Here is a 21,184-nt window from a genome sequence, read left to right as displayed (position 1 = left end):
CAACCTCAATTATCAAAAATTTTATCGTTTAAGCTTGCTTGAGCAGAAGTAACTTTATTGTTATATTGGTTTTCAGGCGAAGGGGGCGTTTCATGATAAGCAGCATAATACCAGACTATTAAAGATATGACATATATCAACAAACCTACAAGCGTAAGATCATAACTAAACAGATCAACTAAGTACTCATTATCATCTTCACTTAAATTCGTTTCTCCTGAACTTATTATTGTGCCTATTCTAAAATAGGAAAAGCTTAACACCCCTCCAATCAATGAGAACAAAGAAAAGAAAAAGAACCAAGAAAACATTTTGAACCTAACGTTCACTCGACCTGTAACCTTTTTAATTAGCAATAGAAAAAAGGGAGTAATCATCGCTGTTGTTAAAATAAAAACCTCGCCTCCTCTTATATTTCCTAAAAATGCAGTCGAGTAGCTTATTGAAAATATCCAGCACTTTATAGCTGAATCGACTAAAATAGGAAGAAACGAACCCAGAAGCATCCAAAAACAAGCAATTAATGTTTGAGAATGAGTATTATCTAAAATCTCATTATATTTTCTTACTATTTTTTTCCGAAAACTCATTGACCTAGCTCCCAAAAAGCCAAATCTTTCATCTTAGCTACTTTCTTCTTTCCATCCACAAATAAACTATAATGCTTTTCCAATTTCCGGATTTGCATCATAAAGTACTCTTCATCACTCTTAGCTTGAGTATTAAAAATGGCTTTAATCTCTTGTGATTTTATATTAACCACTTGGTGAATCACCCAAGAAAGAATCAAAGTAGAATAATCATTATCACTTGTTTTGAAGTGTGTCAGCTCTTGTGTTGAGAGAATGGTACCAACCCCGAACTCCCGACCTTCTTTCAGAATTTTCTTGAGGCTATCAAAATCCTGTGACATAAAGTTGTCAGCCTCGTCGACTAAAATCATCTTGGATATCTGGCGGAAATTACCATCCAACTTTGAGCTACCCTGCTGATGCATCTGGGTATAGAACAAATCCAAAGTCAGAGCGACAACCAGGTTCTGGATACTGGGATCATAACCCGATAGGTTAATCACAGTTACGCCGTCTACTAAATCATAGAGTGACTGAGTTTTATTGGTATCTGGCTCAAAGATTTTAAAACCAATCAAATCGTCTAGGGCAGCGTAGAGGGAGTCCTGCTCAACCTTCTCCTGCGCCTGAAACTCTGCCCAAACATCTGCAAGTGTTGGAGCTGACCTGCCCCAGGTAGAAGGATCTTCCGGAGATATACCAGCTGCTTCATACGCATCCATCACGAGAGTACGCACTTTGTTCTGTTGCTTTGGGCCAAGTCCAAATGCTTTAGCTACGGTGGTGCGGAATAGGTTGGCCGTATGCATCGGCTGCATTGGCCGGTTACCAAATACTGCGAACGGATTGAATGGTAAATGGAACAGGTCGTATACCTTGGCATTGGTGGCCTCTACAAACTCATCCTTAATATAGTCAGCTTTGTAGTCGAAGATTAGAATGCCAATGTCAGTACCACCCACATTGTTTTGTTGATTACGCACCAGCTGGGTAATCATCGATTTGGTGAACTGAGTTTTACCGGTGCCCATCGTGCCAATAATTCCGGTATTCGTATTGAAGAGCTTTTCGGTATTCGTAGGCTCCCAATAGATTACATCACCGCTTTGAACATTCTTGCCAAACTCGACCTTGAGTGGCTCGGCGGGTGTCGCAGGTACGGAATTGCCTACCCTCTCTTCGGAAGGATCATCAGCCACAGCAGGGAAGACACCACTATCATGCTTTGAAAACGGGTACATAACCGTTTCCGACTGATTAGAGCCAGACTCCTTCGCTGTATCTTCTTTCACGTCTGCAAGCTCTTGTTCAGTGAAAGGCTGCAGAAAATATTCCTTGGGCACGTGAAGAAGTGAGGAATTGTCGATTTTCTCCTTGAGTTCTTGGTAAGGGGTTCTTACCAGCTTATCGAGAAGCCCCATCGGTATTTCAGCCTGTAAAATACCCTCCGTGAGTTCGTACTTCTCTTCAAAACAGGATTCATTATTGATATGGGCAACGACCATGGCGCTGGGATAATTCGGCAGCTGACCAATTCCATACTGCCCTTCTAGCCACTCTTCGCGATGGTTAAGGAAGTCCGTAAAATGGCTACCCTCGAACACTTGATACAACTGATACTTCTCGATTTGAAGAAGCACCTGGCGAATGAATAGTCCGCGATAGAGACGCGACGCAAGCGTATCCGGCCCCAGGAGGTCTTCTTCCATGTATCGCTTCAACTCAAGCGCCTGCTCTCTCGCTTTGGAGAAATCAGGGCGGCCCCCAGCTTTTACCTCCACAGGTAAAAGGTAGAGCTGTCCTTCCTTAAAACCTGCGAACAAGATGTCGTCAGAAATTGCACCTTTTTTAATCTTGCGATTGTGGCGCGAGAAATCACTATCGGTCATCGCAAGGCCAATATTGCCAGCCACTCTTATCATCTCGGCGACAGAGATAGGAATCCACGTGACATCTGATTCGGCCAAAAGGGCACTAACGATTTTATAGGCACCGATAATGCCTTCTTTCGCAATTTTTTCTTTCGAGGGATCGGTAATCAGTCTGAGCAACCATTCACCATTGAACGCATTGAACTCTCGAATTAATTCATTGCCAGCATTGCCCAAGACGTTCTTATAAAGATCAACTTGTTTGGTTACGGTGATCGCGTCATAACCCGACGAACTTGTGTATTGATCGGAGTAATGAATCAAGATCACGCCTTCGGTGGCTTCAAAGAACTTCAGCGTGACCTTTGGATCTATGATGGTCGTCCATACAGAACTATCGTAAGAGCGTTCCAATAAGGACATAAACTCCTGACTCACTGCTAGGCTAGTAGCCGAATGGTCATGATAGACATCATTCTTCGACTGAGAGGGACGCCAAAGCGTTCCTATTAACTTAGCCAGCTTCAGGTGAGGTAAAGAGCTGTAATCAACACCTTTCAAGCCAAATGCCGTGAAGTATTGGTCGCCCTCGCTCCTCGAAGACTCACCTGATAATATTCCAGCACAAGCGACACCCGAGAGGTGTTCATCAATGTTATTGTCAACAGCTTCCACTTTCTGATCATTCTTGAAGAATGTCAGATGAGCATAAGCTTGCTCTTCCACATGGTTATGCTGAAACTTGCTAAACGTTAGCCTTGTCCGCAGCAAATCAATTACCGCATCGGCGTTACGACGTGCAGCTCCCCGATCGAGCCCGTACCGTTCTTTGATTTCGTCATACATCCCCAGCTCAGCGAAAAGATCAAACTCAGTCTCGACCAGCTCCTCGTCGTATAGATTGACGTGTATGTGACAACCGCCGAGTAAGTTCGCCTGATAGTAGGACACCAGTCCTCTAAACAACTCTGCGTTTTCTGTGTTGTTGACGGAGTTAATCAGCAGCGGGGCATCATCGACCTGACAGAATAGCTGCTCAAATGTAGACGTGAACTCCTCAATCTTGTGCTTTACAAGGTTTATCACAAAATCGAAGCTTGTATCCTGATGTGCCACTACCTCCAACCATAGAGGATTCTCTGGTACTGCCTGTGTATAGCTATAACGATTATCTTTGTCGAAAAGATGAGGGATCAATCCCCGTGCATTTAATCGTCCTTTAGTAACCTCTGGTAGTTCACGAAAGCTACGCGCCTCGCCATCTTCAACAATTTCTTCAACCAAATTTAGATAGTAGGCCATCACCAGCGGATGGAACGGAGTAAAAAATCGGCGCTCCTCTACTGTTGCCAGCCCGATACGAATCACAAGCCGTTCAGAGCTGTTGAGCGGCTTGCCCTTCTGAATTTGATCCAAGTAATCAACGCAAGCCTGAATATACTCTTTACCTAGGGAAACGAGTTCAGGTCCCCAGCTAGCCAACGAAGGCAACGTTTTGCGCTCTTGGAAGTAAGTAATAAGGGCCCTGTAGGCTTGATATATTCTGTCGTCTGCAAATGAAAGACTTGAAAGTGGGGTTCCTTTCCGTCGATCATTGTCCCACTCAATACACTCTTCATTAACGAAGGACGACTCAGCCTGAAGCAAGGCTTTTCGGAAGAATACTGGCCCCGATTCTTGATTATCGAAGACAACCGTCTCTTTTCCTGGCCGGTACACACCATTAAAATTATCGTCTTTAAAAAGCCTGGCAAACCGGCTTGTGTCAAAAATCACTGGTAGTCGAAGTGCTTCTTTGCTCGGTTCACCTTCGACGAGTACAAAGAGTGATCTGTCACCATTCGCCAGGGTGAAATTAACTTCGTCAGACTCATCATAGAGCTGATCGAAATCGACCTTTCCCACCGAATTTATATCAATTGTTTCACCACTGTCGGATAACACCGCTTCGGTGGTTAGGTCAGGATTAACGTCAAGGCAATGCTGGTCTGCCTGAAGTACGAGCGCTCTCCTCTTTCTATCGATGAGAAAGCGATTCTCAAAGGCAGACAGATGAAAGTCTCCCTGTTGGACGACCAGGCAATGGAAGCTGTATTTTTCGTTCGAAGAATCTCGATTGAGTCTAAGGCTAAAAAATCCAGGTTCAACACTGCATGATCCCGAGATAGTGAATGTCGACTTATCGCCTCTAGAAGAGAAATCAATGTCAATAACCTCAGACATTGCCTTCGGCGTTATCAAAAGCTCCTTTTTTTCTAGTCGCTGACCAATAAACCTGATCTTGAAACTGAATAGGTACTGACCACTAGGAACTTCAATAATGAGATGTTTATCTCGCCTACCAGCCGAGGTATCTCTCTTGTCTCGCACGTCAATTTCGCAGCCATTAAATTCGATACCTGCATAGTCGAGAGTCAGTTTTTTCTGGTGCTCCTCTTCGTCTCTAAAGTCCTGGTAGTTGAGTTCCGTCCATGGAATTTCTGCTCCTTCTCCAAAATGTTCTTGTATGAATTTTGATCCAAACTTCGTCAGCTTATCTTCCAAGTCATTCGGAAAATGTTCAACAGCAAACTCTATCTCTTCCCTTAGCTGCCGATTTGACTCCAGTCGGCGCGGTACCTGCTTCTCGCTTGAATTGCTTAACACCTGAGGGTCATTGAACAACCCTAGCTCCTGGAAACGTAAGTCTCCGTCCAGTAACGCGTCATGGAGATGCCGAAACCCGAACACACTGGAGCCTTCTTCTGTGATTATTCGAGCCTGGTGTTCCAAGAGACACCGAGAGGCAATTTGGTTCTGATGTCCATCAGATATCAATAGATCCAGTTTATTTTTTGTTTGACGAGGTGACCAAACAGCATCGCCCTGAGCCAGATCGAAAGCGCTATTAATCAGGGTATCAAGTAGGCTGTTGTGAACGATTAGCAGAGCACATCGCTCGAAAGGAGGCATCTGGGCTGCCACGGTATCCCGAAGGTTTGAAATGTAGTTTTCTGTGTAACACCCGTTCTGGATATCAGGCTGCTCCAAATGCCCTGCCACCAGCAAACGCACGTCATTAACTTCGAGATATGAGAGTTCATGCTCGCCATAACGTAGTTGACCATCGCTCCGCGTTAGTAACTCAGAGACAAGGCCAGTCGTGTTTTCTGGATCTGGTGACTTGAACTGATACCGGGCGCCAGCTTCTATACGGGACTGAAGCCAATGACGTAGATTGCTTACCAAGAAGGCTTCAAAGTGTTTTTCGGACATAAACCGCATCTCCGCTATCGCTCATTCTCTCGACGTTACCAATTCGTTCCAAAAATCGGATAATCGCCTGCTCTGACTGCCTATCGAACCACACCCCACGTTTCTTGAACTCATTTAATAACTCTTGAAACTGAACTTGCTTTTTCCTGCCAATTGCTAGGTTTGTAAGTAACAAAAGGTAATCTTGGGAAATGGTTAATACTCTGCCAGAGCGCCCTCTAACTTGGATAAAGTCCGACGCAATTTCGTTCTCAAAGGTATTCACAAACTTGGTATTAACATCATATTGACTCGTACCTTTATTTTGGAAAATTTCCTTTGCTGTCCGACTGAGCAACCCAAACAACCCTTTTATATTTTCAGGGTATTCTTGAATTTCAGGAAGTTCTCGTCTTTTGCGATATCTTTGGCAGAGTTCTGCCAAAGATTTTCCAACCTCAGCCCTCTCTGAATAACTCATATTATCGATATCTAAAAAAACCTTCCAAAGGGGGAATTTATTGGCTCTTTTATCCTGAGGGTTATTTAGATATTCCAGCATAGAGAGTAATGGAAATAAATCTAAAGCCTTAGATTTAAGAAGAGGAAACGACTCTCTAACGTACTTTCTCTCAAGGCTGGCTTTCTCAGAATCCAATATAAAGAAAAGAGGCTTACTTTCAGGTACTTCTGTCCAGCTATTGATATTCAACGCCAGCTGGGAACTGTATAAAAACGTATAGAGATTAAAAAACAGTCTGAGATTTTCTAGAAAGTAGCCTGGGTGCTCCAAAAGGAAGCTTAGATCTTGAGTAAAATATTCTGCGACGAATGGCAAGTATGGATACTCGACGGGTGCTTCACTGAGGTCAACTAATCGCTTTTGAAACTCTTCTAAAAGCTCTTGCTCAAGGAAGTTCACTTCACTGCTGAGCTTTCGAAAGCGATCACTCGAATTGCCAATAAAACCTATAAGTATCTGGGCCACATGCTTGTTTGTCGAAGCCTCAGCTTGGGCGGCTTTAAATATTAGAAACTCTGGTGAAACTTTGAAAAGTCCAGAGGCATCATTATTGAAATACATTTTCTCGATGAGCGGTTCGAACTCTTGATCTGTAAGTTTCCTTCGCAAGCGCTCAAAAACTGCCGATTTGTAACTCTCTAATGTAGAATCTTTACCAAGTCGCTTTCGAAAAGCTGTGGCAAGAACATTTCCAGCTATCGCTTCGAAATCAAGACCAGAAGACTGGGATCGAAATGGCAGAAAATTTTTGACAAAGTTTTTATTTTGGATGACCTGGTCATCCAGCTTTAGTAAATTCTTGGAAACGCTCATTCGCTACCCCCCACAAGAAATTCGTCATCTTCCACTTCGTTTGTGAGGGAAAATTGATTGCGCCCATCAGAAAAATTAATTTTGCCTGAACGGAGTATTACTTTCGTTACGTCATCAATAACCTCTTCCAATATCACAATCGTATTTTTGTCGTGTTTATTAGGCCTATAGCCGTCATTTATTTTAGAAACCAGTTCTAGAAAGCTTAAGTTCACATTGAATTTTCGAAGTGGCTTGTCACCAACTTTAAGACAAACCGGAAACTCGTGTATATTAACTATACTCTCACCTTCAATTCTTTTTAAATCTGGCTTAATATCCGCAGCCGCAGAAACGAAAACTCCATTTCTTGAGCATAAAAACAAGTGCTGCTTTGTTGTTAACGAGGGGTCCAACCTGTTCCCAAATCTAAACAATGCGGACACAAGTTCGTCCTTATAGAAGCTCCGAAGCGTATGGCGCTGCACAGCGCTCCCATCGTAATTCTTGTGCAAACGCCAAATTTCGATATATCTATCGTAAAGCGGCTGCTGAAAATCGATTTGGAAGGTCTTATGGAAGTTATTTCCAATATCGACATCCCGGAAAAGGTAGAAAAATCTAAGCCAACCTACGGAATTAATATTCGAAACGCCGAAGCTTTCAAAGACGGATTTTTGGAACTCGTCGAAGGCTGCCTCTCTAATCCCTAGCGGGTGCTGTATTAGGAACTGGTCGATCAGGCGGGATCTAACCGAACACGGGTCAAAGTGACTGATCACATCGCTCAAATCATTATGGCCAGCGACGAATAGGTTATCGAAAAGTAAACCTGGGCCGGTGATCAAATGATGGACAAAATCAAGAAGTGCCCGAGCAGAAAGAAAGTGATCGAACTTTAGCCGCGCCGAAAGGAGCAGGTGGACAATTTGCTTGCGCACCTGCTCATACTGAAGCAACTCATAGTTGATAGTCAGTTTACTAGGGCTCGTTTGGGCCGCATCCAGATATGCTCGGTATAGCGGGTTGCTGTCGGACTGAGCAACTACTACTTTAGCAATCAGTTCGCTGATAAAGCTAGATCCAGTCTTGCCATCCTCAATACTGAATTTTGGGTACTTCTCAAAGTTCAGGAACTTGTATGAGGATACAGTCTGATTCCCATTTTGCAGGTAGGATTCAATTGCGTTCTTGATTTCCTCGTGTCGTGCAGCCCCTTGCGACGAGAAATTGAACAGCATCCCAACATTGATGCCGATAACCAATGGCTTCGCAGATTGATAATGCTCATCGAACAGTTGATCAAGAGCATCAATCGCATTTTGATCTGGCTTAAAGGCATGCGTCGCGTCTAAATGAAACCTGAACTTGTTCGAGTAACTTTCGTAATAGCGCTTGAGGATCTCCGACTTGCCATCACCGGATGAGCCGCATAGGAAAATCACGGTATCCTGTGTCGGGTTGGACTCCAGCAATCTTCTGAAATCTTTCTCGATTTCAGTTTCAACGTAGAGGTAGTTTTTTAGCTCATCTTGTTCTTTTTGTCCCTGTCCCAGCGTGGTGACCGCTTGAGCCGATGACCTAGCAAGAGTGTCTAGCAACCGTTTGAACTGCACGTTGTTTTCTCATCTCTAGTTTGATGATCACGATGAATGGCACTATGTCCAGCACACTTCAAAGGCCGAAGGTCATTTCAGGCTACCATAGTGCTTAATTTTAGTGAATCTAAGAGAACTTACACATGTGACCATACTAGTGGCAAGAAAAAGCCAAAGGTCATAAACGAATAGACATATCAGGCATGTAATGAAGAGACTGTGGCCACGATCTGGTCACAGGGTGGTCACAGACAAAAAATAAGGGCCTACGCGTTAACGTAAGCCCTTGAAATTATGGCGCGCCCGGCAGGATTTGAACCTGCGACCCTCGGCTTCGGAGGCCGATACTCTATCCAACTGAGCTACGGGCGCTTGTGGGTGCGTATCGTAACCGTGCGGGCGCGATGTGTCCAGCCGTATGCCGCTTGAGTCCTTTGGTCAATTGACCCTTTTCCTTTCTCTGGTGCATGCTTCGTAGGCACTTTCTCACCTTCGTACACTGGGAACATAATAAAATGAAAATATTTGCACGCAGCACGCTGGCATTGGGCATCTCACTGGCGTTAGTTAGCGCCGCGAACGCCGCTGATTTTGCGGATATGGACCCCGTTACCCTGCGCTTGGCCCACGTGGTCAATGAGCAGGATGGTTTCCACATCGCCGCCACTAAGTTTGAAGAGCTGGTGGAAGAGCGCACCGAGGGCAAGGTGGATATTGAGATCTACCCCAATGCTTCGCTGGGCGACGAGCGCACGCTGTTAGAAGGAATGCAGATCGGCACCGTGGACATGGGCGTGATCACTAACGGGCCGGTGGCCAACTTTGTTGAAGAAATGGCGGTGTTTGAACTGCCGTTCCTGTTTCCCTCGCCAGAAGCCGCTTATGAAGTGCTTGATGGCCCGATTGGCCAGGAGCTGCTGGATAAGCTATCAGACGTCAACCTGAAAGGCTTGGCCTACGCCGAGCGCGGCTTTCGTAACCTGACCAACAGCGAGCGGGCGATTAACGCGCCAGAAGATCTTGATGGCCTGCGTATTCGCGTGATGGAAAACCCGGTGTATACCGACACTTTCCGTGAGCTAGGCGCCAATGCTATTCCCATGGCCTGGACCGAAGCCCTCACCGCGATGCAGCAGGGCACGATCGACGGGCAGGAAAACCCCGTGAACGTGATCCATTCGTTCAAGCTCGATGAAACCCAAAATTACATGACGCTTTCGCGCCATACCTACGCACCGGCTATTTTTGTGATGGGCATGCCGGTCTGGAATCAGCTACCCGAGCCCGTGCAGGTGGTGTTGAAAGAGTCGGCGCAGGAAGCGGCGGAGTATGAGCGCCAGGTCAACGCTGAGATGGAAGCCGAGCAACTAGCAGCGCTGCGCGAAGCAGGCATGGAGATCAACGAAACGCCGGATATTGAAGCGTTCCAAGCCGCCGTTGCGCCTGTTTATGAAAAATACGGCCAGGAGTTTGGCGATTACCTACCGCGTATTCGCGAAGCGCTGAGCGAGTAAGCAGCACCTTAGGAATCAATTGATCCATTAACGCCAAAGGCCACCGTTTGGTGGCCTTTGGCTTAGATTAAAGCAGCTATTACATATCGCGCTCAGGCTAAAATTTTGCCTGGATTGAGCAGGTTCTTAGGGTCTAGCGCCAGTTTCATGCGCTTCATTAGCGCGATTTCTTCTGGCGAGCGTGAAAGCGCCAGGTAGTCGCGTTTTTCAAGCCCCACCCCGTGCTCGGCGGAAATCGAGCCGTTGTATTTTACTAGCGAACCGTACACCAGCTCTTCCACTTCGCGGCGGCTGTGCGGGCTGGCATCGCGCACCGTAATCATAATGTGCAGGTTGCCATCGCCCAAATGGCCAAACACGACCATCGTGCCGGTTTCCGGCCACTGCGCGTTTAGCTTGCCCTCTAATGCCGTTACGTATTCATTCATGTGCGTGATCGGCAGGCTGATATCGTAGGAGAACATGGGATTAAGCTCATGCACCAGCGTTTCGATATCCTCGCGCACATCCCAAATACCTTGACGCTGCGTACTGGAGTTAGCCAGCACGGCATCGGTGATTAACCCAGCTTCCAGCGCTTTTTCTAGCACGCGGGCGAACGCCTCGGCTTCTTGTTTTTCATCCGAACCCAGGGTTTCGATGATGGCATAGAACGGTGAGTCGGTTGCCAACAGCGGCGTATGTTTGGTGGTTGCAGAGGTCATCAACGCGTAGTGATTGTTCCACAGCGCTTCAAAGGCGCTCAGGCTGTTCGCAAGCTCTTTAGATGCGAGCTTCAGCAGCGATGTCAGCGCGTCAAACGAGGGCACAGCGACCAGGGCCGTTTGCTCGCTGGGCATATTGGGATGCAGGCGCAGCACGGCGCGCGTAACGATCCCTAGCGTACCTTCGCTGCCGATGAACATCTGTTTAAGATCATAGCCGGCGTTATTCTTCAGCATGGTATTCATCGAACTCACCACGGTGCCGTCACTCAATACCACTTCTAGCCCCAGCACCTGCTGGCGCATCATACCGTAGCGTATAACCCGGATACCGCCTGCATTGGTAGCGATGTTGCCGCCAATGGTGCAAGAACCACGCGCACCCAGGTCGAGTGCAAACTGCATATCGATCTCTTGGGCAGCTTCCTGGACACGCTGAAGCGTCACGCCTGCCTGTACCTGCATCGTCGAACCGATCGCATCGATAGTCTCAATCTGATTCATCAGCTCTAGCGATACCACCAGCTCATTGGGGCTGGCCACGGCGCCGTGCACGATGCCGGTTAATCCGCCGTGCGTCACCACCGGCTGCTTGGCGGCATGGCATTTCGCCATGACTTGGCTGAGCTGCTCGGTCGATTGCGGTCTGATGATCGCTTTCGCTTCGCAAGGCGCTTTGGTGAACCAGTCGACGCTTCGCAGCGCGATATCGTCGCCTAGCAGCACACCTGTTTTGCCTACGATGTTTAAAAGATCGTTAATCAGCGTGTCCATTATCTGTTCCTATTATGGCCAGTCGGCGCAGTGAGCAATCTGGCGAGTTACGGGTTTTTCCGGGCTGAATAAAGACCATTGTCATTTCTTGCTTCTTTGCCCAAGCAGCCAGGGTGGCACTGATGTATTCCGGGCCAAATTCACTATGTCATTACACTTCGACGATGATAGGTATGCAAGGCGGCTAGGACATAATGGAAGCGAAACTGCTTCAGCCGACCATCTCTTCGATGTCGCGAAAGATTAACGCCCACTTATCGTCGTCTATCTCCAAACCAACGAGGTTGCGTAGAAGAAATGCGCCCTCTGCCGCCAAATAGGCAAGTCTGCGCTGTCGACTCTCCCAATCATTTGCGTCCAGATCGTCTATGCGAACCCGGTACCAGCTCTGCATTTCTGAGCTGGCGTAGCCGCTGCTTGCTAGTGTGGCGAGCATCGCGGAGACGGTCCTGCCTACGTGACTCTCTTCTCGTTGTGTAGACTGGAGGTGGGCTTTCAAACGGGCATCAGCAGTTCTGTTATCCCCGAGAATGGCTTGGTACTCCTCAGCCTCGCGGACCATCCACCTCGCCAGTAACGCCTCGACCATCGCCTCGCGGGTGCCGAAGACTGTCTGCACACTTGCCTTCGACAAGGAAGCTGCTTTAGCTAATGATCCGAACGACAACGAAGCGGCGCCTCCGCTGGCAATCACACCTTCCGCCAAATCGAGCAACTGTTCACGATCGATCAATCTCGGCCTAGCCATACTATTTCCCTTTTCACCCTGTTAAAATACGGTCGTATTTATATACTGACATACCTAATGTCGCAAGTTTTCAATCAAGCAGGATCGAATGTAAATGACTCTCTCTCCACTCGCTCGCCGGGCCACCTACGTGGTAGTTTTTGAAACATTCGCAATCGCTCTTGCGACATTACTTCTCATGGCTCTCAACGGGGGTGAAGCACACAGTTCGCTACCAGTTGCAGCTGCAAGCTCCCTTGCCGCAGTGGTCTGGAATTTTATCTATAACACGCTCTTCGAACGGTGGGAGATGAGCCGCAGTATTCAGGCCCGTTCCCTTGGCCTTCGTGTTGCCCATGCCGTTGGTTTTGAAGGTGGCCTGGTCATCATTTTAATCCCTCTGTTCATGTGGTGGTACCAAGTGGGGCCGCTCGATGCACTTAAAATGGAAGTGGCGCTACTGGTTTTCTTCCTGGTCTTCACCTTCGTGTTCACGTGGATTTTCGATCACTTAGTGCCGATCAAGCGCGAGGCTTGATCAGCAAACTTTCTCCTGCCAAAAACATCCACTTTTGACCGATCTTTGCCTATCGCGTTTCTGGTGTCGATAGGATTACCTCTTGAGCCCGCGTTCTAGCACTTTTTTTCTTTCTATGATGAATCACAGGAGTAGAATCATTTATTTGTGCGCTAAAACCAATATGCTATAGATGATGCCCCTGTCACAGATAGCCCCTTGTCTCACTATAAAAAACTGCCCACTCCAAGGAGATCACGTGGATAACGCCACACGTTCCAATATGCCTTACCAACTGCTTCAGCGCGCGACGCTAGCCATGGTTTGCACCAGTCTTCTGGGGCTTTCGCTGGCCACTCATGCTGACACGCTACCCGCCACCACGCTGCGCTTGGCGCACGTTGTTAATAGCGATGACACTTATCACATTGCGGCAACGCGCTTTCAGGAACTGCTCAGCGAAAAGAGCGACGGCGCGATTAGCATCGAAATTTTCCCCAATGCTTCGCTAGGCGATGAGCGTACGCTGCTGGAAGGTATGCAGATTGGTACCGTCGATATGGGCGTTATTACCAACGGGCCGGTGGCTAACTTCGTTGATGAGTTTTCCGTTTTTGAGCTGCCGTTTCTGTTCCCATCTGCCGAAGCCGCCTACTCGGTGTTAGATGGTGACATCGGCCAGGAGATCCTCGACAAGCTGGAAGGCGTCAATCTCAAAGGGCTGGCTTACGCCGAGCGCGGTTTTCGTAACATCACCAATAGCCGCAACGCGATTAATACCCCTGACGACCTTGATGGTTTAAGGCTGCGCGTAATCGAGAATGAAGTGTATGTGGATACCTTCCGCACGCTGGGTGCTAACGCCGTGCCGATGGCCTGGACCGAAGCACTGACCGCCCTACAGCAAGGCACCATTGATGGGCAGGAAAACCCCATCAATGCGATCTATGCGTTCAACCTGGCGGAAACTCAGGATTACCTGACCATGACCCGCCACATTTACGCACCGGCGCTGTTTATTATGAGCCTGCCCAAGTGGAATTCACTGCCCGAAGACGTGCAGACCTTAGTGCTTGAGGCATCACGTGAGGCATCGGCCTACGCACGTGAACAAAATGCGGAAATGGAAGCCGAGCAGTTAGCCGCCCTTGAAGCCGCCGGTATGGAAATCAACGACTCGCCGGATATTGAAGCGTTTCAGGCCGCGGTAGCCCCGGTCTACGAAAAATACGGCAGTCAGTTCGGTGACTACCTCCCCCGTATCCAGGAGGCGCTGCAGTAACGTGGCCACTTTGTCGCAATCGTTATTATCACTATTAAGAGGCATTGAGCGCGGGCTGGATAAGATTCTCCAGCCTATCGTGTTCCTTGGCATGGCTGCCCTGATTGGCGTGATCACGCTACAAATTGTCTCTCGGGTGCTATTTAGCGCCGTCGGCTGGACCGAAGAAGTCGCCCGTTTTCTACTGGTATGGATCACCTTTTTGGCCGGCACCCTGGCGTTTCAGCGCGGGCGGCATATTGCCGTGACCTTTGCGGTGGATGCCCTACCCGGCCGTCTGCGCCAAGCGGCACGGGTTATCGCCCTGCTCATCGTGCTGGCCTTTATGATCACGCTGATTGTGATTGGCTACCGTTATATGCAGGTGCAGAGCTTTCAGAAATCCGCCTCGCTGCGCCTGTCGATGACCTATGTGTATGCGGTGATGCCGATCTGCGCGGCCATTATGGCATGGTATGCGCTGGTCGATATTCTAGAGCTGCTGCTTAACGGTGAGACCTCCCATCACCAGGAGGAACCGCTATGACGCTGCTGCTATTTGGGCTTTTCTTCCTGTTTATGCTGCTGGGCGTGCCGATCGCTTTTGCGATTGGTGCCAGCGCGCTTTATGCCCTGTACCAGTCGGGCGTACCGCTGATGGTCGTCACCCAGCAGATGTTCCAGGGCATTAACTCCTTTGCGCTGGTCGCGATCCCGATGTTTATTCTGGCCGGTGATTTAATGGCCCAGGGTAAGGTGAGCGAAAAACTGGTCAGCTTTGCCGATTCGCTAGTGGGCTTTATGCGCGGCGGGCTGTCAGTGGTTTCCGTGATGGCGGGCATGTTCTTTGCGGCGATTTCCGGCTCAGGGGCCGCGACCACGGCAGCCGTAGGCTCAAGCCTAGTACCAGAGCTTAAACGCAAGGGCTACGACCCGGCCTCGGCGGCTAGCCTGATCGCGGCGAGCGGCACCATTGGCGTGGTCATTCCGCCCTCGGTGCCGATGATTATCTATGCGGTCATCGCCCAACAGTCGGTATCCAAGCTGTTTTTAAACGGCTTTTTGCCAGGGCTCGCGATGGGATTAGGGCTAATGGCCATCGCCATTGCGCAGGCCTATAAGCGCCAATACCCTAAAGGTACGCCGCTATCACTAGCCACTATTCTGCGCACCTTTAAAGATGCCAGCTGGGGGCTGATGACGCCGGTGATCATCCTGGGCGGTATTTTCACGGGGCTATTCACACCGTCAGAAGCAGCGGTCGTCGCGGTCAATTACGCCATGCTGGTATCGCTGCTTGTGTATCGTGACCTAACGCTGGTGCAGGTTTATAAGCTGTTGATTCGCTCTGCGATGACCACGGCGGTGATTATGCTGGTGATTGCGATGTCAGCGGTGCTGAGCTGGACGCTCTCCAGCTGGCAGGTGCCGGGCGCCATTGCCCAAGCCGTGCTGTCGCTCTCGACCAACCCCTACGTGATTATGCTGCTGGTGGTCGGCGTTATTTTGCTCACCGGGGTGTTTATTGAAACGGCCAGCGCGCTGATTATTCTCACGCCGGTACTGCTGCCGCTGGTGCTTCAGCTGGGGATTGATCCTATTCACTTTGGTTTGATCATTGTGGTGGGGCTTTCCATTGGAATGATTACCCCGCCGGTGGCGATTAACCTTTACGTGGCGTCATCGATCACGCAGCTGCCGCTTGAGCGCATCACCCGCGCCATCGTGCCGTACTTATTGGGGCTGATTGGCGTGCTGCTGCTGGTCGTTTACGTGCCGATACTCATGGGCTGGTCAGGGCGTTAGCAGCGTTGGAATTTACTGACCGCAGCCCTTCCCCTTCAATGCCTTTGACCAAGCCCAGGATGGCTTGGTCGGGCTTAGCAGGAGACACCATGAACGCACAGCGCCCAAAAAGCTCGTCATCTCCACCAGAGGCCGCCTTGGCGTATCAGCCAATGGAGGTACGCCACGATGCCAGCGGCTGGCATGCCAACGCTCAGGAGGACATGCTGGCACTGGAAGTACCGGTGGCGCTGGTCTACAACGGTATCTCCCACGCGGTGATGATGGCCAGCCCTACCGACCTGGAAGACCTGGCGCTGGGGTTCAGCCTTTCTGAAGGTATCCTTGCCCATCCGCACGAGTGCTACGACATGGAACTACGTGAGGAAGAGCATGGGCTGGCCGTTCAACTGACAATTTCGACCCAAAGACTGGTGGAACTCAAACAGCGCCGCCGCAACCTGACCGGCCGCACCGGCTGCGGTCTATGCGGCACCGAATCCCTGGAACAAGCGATTAGCCCGATTCCCCATGTGATTGCGCCAGCGCTGAGCGACGCGGCTATTCAGCATGCCCTGGGCGAATTACTCGCTCACCAGCCGTTACAGGCGGTGACTGGCGCCAGCCACGGTGCTGCTTGGTGCGATTTAAATGGACGAATTCAACGGTTACGCGAGGATGTTGGCCGCCACAATGCGCTAGACAAGCTGATCGGCTCCTTGGCCGGCGATGGGGTGCTGCTTGATGAAGGCTTTGTGCTGGTCTCAAGTAGGGCTAGCTACGAGATGGTGCACAAGTGTGCCAGCGCAGGCATTGGTGCACTGGTCGCTGTCTCTGCGGCCACGGCGCTGGCGGTGGAACAGGCCCGCGAGGCGGGTTTACTGCTGGCTGGCTTTGCACGCCCAGGTCGTCATTTGATCTATCACCGCCCTCTTACAACAGCTGCCTATGCACAGGATGGCTAACGCGAAAGCCCCTAAACTGAAGGCCTTATATGTGCCATTTTTGCCCACTTTAGGTATTTTTCTACTGTGTAAGCAGTTATTTAGCTAACAATTGTAGGTTTCATAACATGGGTTAAGGTGTGCATTACCTTAGTCGTCCAATCTACTTAGGTGGTGGCCAAGGATGGCCCGTTTTTAGCAAGCAGCTAACCACATTCTTCAGTTGCCCTGACCACTTAAACCGCCTGGTCAGGGCGGCTTTTTTGTTTATAGGGCTGCCGCAACATCAGGCCGACGCTCGTCAAGCATTCCTTTATCGAGAATAAAGCGGATGATCTCCTCAAGCCCCACCCCATCATAAAGATTGGTAAATACAAAGGGGCGCTCGCCGCGCATCTTTTTAGAATCTCGCGCCATAATGTCTAACGAAGCGTGCACCTGTTCCGCGATATCCATTTTATTGATAATCAGCAAATCGGACTTGGTGATCCCTGGCCCGCCCTTGCGTGGAATTTTGTCGCCGGCAGAAACGTCGATCACGTAAAGCGTTAGATCGGAAAGCTCAGGGCTAAAGGTCGCTGAAAGATTATCGCCCCCCGACTCCACCATCACCAGCTCAAGCTTAGGATGACGCGCCTGTAGCTCATCAATGGCGGCAAGGTTCATCGAAGCATCTTCACGAATAGCCGTATGCGGGCAGCCGCCGGTTTCCACGCCCAAAATGCGATCGGCAGGCAGGGCATCGTGTTTGAGCAAAAAATCGGCATCTTCGCGGGTATAGATATCATTAGTGACCACGGCAATATCGTAATAATCGCGCAGCGCTAAGCAAAGCTGCTTGAGCAGCGCCGTTTTACCGGAACCCACCGGGCCGCCTACTCCAATACGTAAACAGTGCGTCATAACATGTCCTCAATAAGCGGATTAACTGCTGAGCTATCTAACGTCTACAAAACGTGAATCTGTTAGCTTCTAAACAGGCGTGAATATTGCGTTTCGTGTAATGCGCTGGCGAGCGCCAACCCAGGCAGCACAGGGCCTAGCTCGTCGTCATATAACGTCAGCGCATGATCAACGGCATCAACCAAAGCGGGGCGCAGCTGCTCAATAATACGCTGCGCAGCGGTGTGACCAAGCGGTAGCGCTTTGCAGGCCACGGCTAGCTGATTTTCCAGCCACGCCCAGGCAAAGCCGAGCAACATTTGCCGAATAGACGCGCCACGCAAGTGGGCCGCAAAGGCAAATAGCGTCACATAGCCTGGGTGGGCCGGTAACAAGGGCGGTAGTAAGTCTTCACTCGGCATCAGATTTAAGCTGCCCAACAAGCGCTTTAACGATGCGCCCAGGCGGCTATCTTCAGCGGCTAACTCCGCCGTTTCCCGCGTGGCGGCCAGCCACTCATCCCACTGCGCGATTGAATCACGGTCTGCGTCATCAATGGCCTTGTGCAGCCGTGCCAGTACCGGTAGTTCGCAGCGTGTTATGCCATCTTCCAAGACGCCGCACAGCCATTCAGTCAGGCTGGCCTCATCCCGTACCCAATCAAGCTCAAATGCGCTTTCCAAGCCTTGCGAGAAAGCAAATGCCCCGATGGGCAACGCCGGGCTAACCAGTTGCATCAGCCCCAACAGCGCTAAATCGTCGTGCTGCCCGGCGGATGCGGTTTGCTCAGTGGGCATGGTGGTGATCGTGATCGTGCACATGGTCGTGGCCGTGCGCATGGCCATGGGAGTGCCCACCGCCTACTTGGCTATAGGCGCCCGGCTCTGGGTCGAAGGTCGCGTCATGGTGCTCCAGCGTGGCGCCTAACAGCACGGCTAGTTCCTCCAGCACGTGATCTGGCGGGAAGCGCACCCAGCTGCCTTTTTCATCGTCACCTAAGGCTAACTGAACGTGGCGATTACCCAGATGATAGGCCAGTCGCGCTAGCGGTAAGCCAGTACTCACTCGCGCGGTAACCACCGGTTCTATGGCGGCGCAGATGCGTACCACTTCGCCGCTTTCGGCTTTTAGGCCTTCGCCGCTACGCAGTACCGGCCCGCGATCTAAAAACAACCCAAGCTCACGGCCACTGTCGCTTTTGGCTTTCAGGCGTCCACGAATTCGCAGCTCAAAGGGCAGCGTTAGTGTATCGCTAGCAGCGCTCTCGTTTATCGGCCCTAAACGTTCTATCAGTTTTAGCATGACTAGCGTCCTTTCTCGCTCGGTGCGGCTGTGCCGGGGGTAGGCAGTAGAGAGGGTCTTTTGCCATGGATGGCAAAAGTAGCGTACACGGACGTATTCACAGCGCCCTCTCGTAGGCCTATCCCCGGCGCCCCGGATAATAGTTCAATCAAAACAAGTGATAGCGCTGGGCCAGCGGCAGTTCGGTGGCCGGCTCGCAGGTTAAAATTTCGCCGTCACAGCGCACTTCATAGGTTTGCGGGTCCACGGTTAATTCAGGACACGCATCGTTCAACTTCATATCTTTTTTACGCACGCCGCGCACGTTTTTACACGCAGCCAGCGTACTTTGCAGGCCCAGGCGCTCCTTAATACCGGCATCTAGCGCGGCCTGGCTAACGAAGTTGAGTCGAATTTGACTGGTGGCACGGCCGAAAGCGCCAAACATGGGCCGGTAGTGAACCGGCTGGGGTGTGGGGATTGACGCATTGGGATCGCCCATGGGCGCGCCCACAATCATGCCGCCTTTTAAAATCAGTGCCGGTTTAACGCCGAAGAAAGCAGGCTTCCACAGCACTAAGTCAGCCAGTTTACCCACTTCCACCGACCCCACTTCATGAGCAATACCGTGCGTGATCGCGGGGTTGATGGTGTATTTAGCGATATAGCGCTTAGCGCGAAAGTTATCGGCGCCCAGCGCTTCATCTTCTGGCAGTAAGCCGCGCTGTACTCTCATTTTATGCGCGGTTTGCCAAGTACGGCAGACCACCTCGCCTACGCGCCCCATGGCTTGGGAGTCTGAGGCAATCATCGAGATCACGCCAAGGTCATGCAGAATGTCTTCAGCGGCAATGGTTTCGCGGCGAATACGCGAATCGGCAAACGCCACGTCTTCAGGAATATTAGGGTCGAGGTGATGACACACCATCAGCATATCGAGATGCTCGTCGATGGTATTGATCGTGTAGGGCCGTGTCGGGTTGGTGGATGACGGCAGCACATACTCTTTCGAACAGGCGGTCAGAATATCCGGCGCGTGGCCGCCGCCCGCCCCTTCCGTGTGATAGGTGTGAATACCGCGCTCTTTAAAGGCTGCCAGGGTGTCTTCGACAAAACCCGACTCGTTTAGCGTGTCAGTATGAATAGCAATCTGCACATCATACTTTTCCGCCACGGTTAAGCAGTTATCAATGGAGGCCGGCGTGGTACCCCAGTCTTCGTGGAGCTTTAGGCCCATGGCACCCGCTTCTAGCTGGGCCTCAAGCGCTTCGGGCAGGCTGGCATTGCCTTTCCCCAGCAGGCCGATATTCATCGGCAGGTCATCAACGGCTTGCAGCATTTTACCAATATGCCATGCGCCGGGCGTACAGGTCGTGGCGTTGGTACCGGTAGCCGGCCCGGTGCCGCCGCCTAGCATCGTGGTGATGCCACTCATCAATGCTTCTTCGACCTGCTGGGGGCAAATAAAGTGAATATGCGAGTCGATGCCGCCAGCGGTAAGAATTTTGCCTTCGCCTGAAATAATTTCAGTACCGGGACCAATCACGATATCAACATCGGGCTGTACGTCCGGGTTGCCAGATTTGCCAATCGCAGCGATACGGCCATTTTGCAGCCCTACATCGGCTTTAACGATGCCCCACCAGTCTAAAATCAGCGCGTTGGTGATGACGGTATCCATCACCGAGTCATCAACACGCTGGCTTTGGCCCATACCATCGCGAATCACTTTGCCACCGCCGAACTTCACTTCATCACCGTAGTGAGTGGCGTCTTTTTCGACTTCAATCCACAGCTCGGTATCGCCTAAGCGAACCCGGTCGCCCACCGTAGGGCCGTACATATCGGCGTAGGCTCGCCGACTGATCTTGTTGGTCGGTTTCATTGTTTACCTCCGTCGAGCGCGCCCATGACTTCGCCACGAAAGCCATAAATTTCGCGCTTGCCGACAAACGGAATTAGCGTGACTTCACGGGTCTGGCCAGGCTCAAAGCGAATCGCCGTGCCTGCTGCCACGTCTAAACGAAAGCCGCGGGTTTTGACGCGATCGAAAATGAGCGCGGGATTGGCTTCTGCAAAATGATAGTGAGAGCCTAGCTGGATGGGGCGGTCACCGGTATTCGCAACGTCTACCGTAATGCGCTCACGCCCCACGCACAGCTCGATATCGCCCTCTTTTAACTGATACTCACCAGGAATCATCGT

Annotated in this window: 17 protein-coding genes and 1 tRNA gene; 6 read left to right on the top strand and 12 right to left on the bottom strand. The window is 50.4% G+C overall.

All coding sequences use genetic code 11. The annotated features are described in order from the left end of the window. Positions 1–5: 5 nt before the first annotated feature. The 5 genes from ACT3TF_RS06520 to ACT3TF_RS06500 all read right to left on the bottom strand — a co-directional run bounded on the left by ACT3TF_RS06520 (position 6) and on the right by ACT3TF_RS06500 (position 8,962). Positions 6–590, bottom strand: a complete 585-nt coding sequence (locus ACT3TF_RS06520; protein ID WP_444671821.1) for a hypothetical protein — start codon at positions 588–590, stop codon at positions 6–8. After that, the gene (gene dptH / locus ACT3TF_RS06515; protein ID WP_444671820.1) at positions 587–5,698 is read right to left on the bottom strand and encodes a DNA phosphorothioation-dependent restriction protein DptH; all 5,112 of its coding nucleotides are present in this window, start codon (positions 5,696–5,698) and stop codon (positions 587–589) included. The genes ACT3TF_RS06520 and dptH overlap by 4 nt, the downstream gene beginning before the upstream one ends. Beyond that, positions 5,679–7,013: a DNA phosphorothioation-dependent restriction protein DptG gene (gene dptG / locus ACT3TF_RS06510; protein WP_444671819.1), complete on the bottom strand. Its 1,335-nt coding sequence runs from the start codon at positions 7,011–7,013 to the stop codon at positions 5,679–5,681. The genes dptH and dptG overlap by 20 nt, the downstream gene beginning before the upstream one ends. Further along, positions 7,010–8,608: a DNA phosphorothioation-dependent restriction protein DptF gene (dptF, locus tag ACT3TF_RS06505; RefSeq protein ID WP_444671818.1), complete on the bottom strand. Its 1,599-nt coding sequence runs from the start codon at positions 8,606–8,608 to the stop codon at positions 7,010–7,012. The genes dptG and dptF overlap by 4 nt, the downstream gene beginning before the upstream one ends. Positions 8,609–8,885: 277 nt before the next feature. Next, a tRNA-Arg gene (locus tag ACT3TF_RS06500) sits at positions 8,886–8,962 on the bottom strand. Positions 8,963–9,105: 143 nt separating this feature from the next. Here ACT3TF_RS06500 and ACT3TF_RS06495 point away from each other — a divergent pair. Continuing rightward, the gene (locus tag ACT3TF_RS06495) at positions 9,106–10,104 is read left to right on the top strand and encodes a TRAP transporter substrate-binding protein (RefSeq protein ID WP_444671817.1); all 999 of its coding nucleotides are present in this window, start codon (positions 9,106–9,108) and stop codon (positions 10,102–10,104) included. Positions 10,105–10,196: 92 nt separating this feature from the next. On the opposite strand, the gene ACT3TF_RS06490 is transcribed toward ACT3TF_RS06495, so the two are convergent. Then, positions 10,197–11,582 carry an FAD-binding oxidoreductase gene (locus ACT3TF_RS06490; RefSeq protein ID WP_444671816.1) on the bottom strand — a complete coding sequence of 462 codons (1,386 nt, stop codon included), beginning with the start codon at positions 11,580–11,582 and terminating at the stop codon, positions 10,197–10,199. Between the two features lie 211 nt (positions 11,583–11,793). Beyond that, positions 11,794–12,315 (bottom strand): TetR family transcriptional regulator, encoded by a 522-nt coding sequence (locus tag ACT3TF_RS06485; protein ID WP_176483354.1) that lies wholly within the window; start codon positions 12,313–12,315, stop codon positions 11,794–11,796. 109 nt (positions 12,316–12,424) lie between these two features. Here ACT3TF_RS06485 and ACT3TF_RS06480 point away from each other — a divergent pair, with 109 nt between their 5' ends. From ACT3TF_RS06480 to fdhD, 5 genes are all read left to right on the top strand, one after another. Continuing rightward, the gene (locus ACT3TF_RS06480) at positions 12,425–12,847 is read left to right on the top strand and encodes a PACE efflux transporter (RefSeq protein ID WP_096277297.1); all 423 of its coding nucleotides are present in this window, start codon (positions 12,425–12,427) and stop codon (positions 12,845–12,847) included. 262 nt (positions 12,848–13,109) lie between these two features. Beyond that, positions 13,110–14,108, top strand: a complete 999-nt coding sequence (locus tag ACT3TF_RS06475; protein WP_441686784.1) for a TRAP transporter substrate-binding protein — start codon at positions 13,110–13,112, stop codon at positions 14,106–14,108. Position 14,109: 1 nt separating this feature from the next. Further along, positions 14,110–14,634 (top strand): TRAP transporter small permease, encoded by a 525-nt coding sequence (locus ACT3TF_RS06470; protein WP_096277295.1) that lies wholly within the window; start codon positions 14,110–14,112, stop codon positions 14,632–14,634. Next, positions 14,631–15,893 carry a TRAP transporter large permease gene (locus tag ACT3TF_RS06465; protein ID WP_096277293.1) on the top strand — a complete coding sequence of 421 codons (1,263 nt, stop codon included), beginning with the start codon at positions 14,631–14,633 and terminating at the stop codon, positions 15,891–15,893. Before ACT3TF_RS06470 ends, ACT3TF_RS06465 begins: the two co-directional genes overlap by 4 nt. Positions 15,894–16,045: 152 nt before the next feature. Beyond that, entirely contained in the window at positions 16,046–16,837 is a 792-nt protein-coding gene (gene fdhD / locus ACT3TF_RS06460) for a formate dehydrogenase accessory sulfurtransferase FdhD (RefSeq protein WP_096282243.1), read from the top strand. 246 nt (positions 16,838–17,083) lie between these two features. Here the strand turns inward: fdhD and ureG are convergent, their stop codons facing one another. The 5 genes from ureG to ACT3TF_RS06435 all read right to left on the bottom strand — a co-directional run bounded on the left by ureG (position 17,084) and on the right by ACT3TF_RS06435 (position 21,181). Then, a complete protein-coding gene (ureG, locus tag ACT3TF_RS06455; RefSeq protein WP_096277291.1) occupies positions 17,084–17,719 on the bottom strand; it encodes an urease accessory protein UreG in 636 nt (211 codons plus the stop codon). 62 nt (positions 17,720–17,781) lie between these two features. Further along, positions 17,782–18,495: an urease accessory protein UreF gene (locus ACT3TF_RS06450; protein WP_096277289.1), complete on the bottom strand. Its 714-nt coding sequence runs from the start codon at positions 18,493–18,495 to the stop codon at positions 17,782–17,784. Then, entirely contained in the window at positions 18,485–19,000 is a 516-nt protein-coding gene (ureE, locus tag ACT3TF_RS06445) for an urease accessory protein UreE (RefSeq protein WP_096277287.1), read from the bottom strand. The genes ACT3TF_RS06450 and ureE overlap by 11 nt, the downstream gene beginning before the upstream one ends. Positions 19,001–19,148: 148 nt before the next feature. Beyond that, a complete protein-coding gene (gene ureC, locus ACT3TF_RS06440; protein ID WP_096277284.1) occupies positions 19,149–20,864 on the bottom strand; it encodes an urease subunit alpha in 1,716 nt (571 codons plus the stop codon). Continuing rightward, positions 20,861–21,181 (bottom strand): urease subunit beta, encoded by a 321-nt coding sequence (locus ACT3TF_RS06435; protein ID WP_096277282.1) that lies wholly within the window; start codon positions 21,179–21,181, stop codon positions 20,861–20,863. Before ACT3TF_RS06435 ends, ureC begins: the two co-directional genes overlap by 4 nt. Positions 21,182–21,184: the final 3 nt, after the last annotated feature.

The organism is Halomonas sp. AOP25-F1-15, assembly GCF_052378675.1.
GTDB classification, from domain to species: domain Bacteria; phylum Pseudomonadota; class Gammaproteobacteria; order Pseudomonadales; family Halomonadaceae; genus Vreelandella; species Vreelandella casei.
The sequence above is the reverse complement of the archived record's forward strand: the minus strand, read 5'-3'. Positions and strand labels throughout refer to the sequence as shown.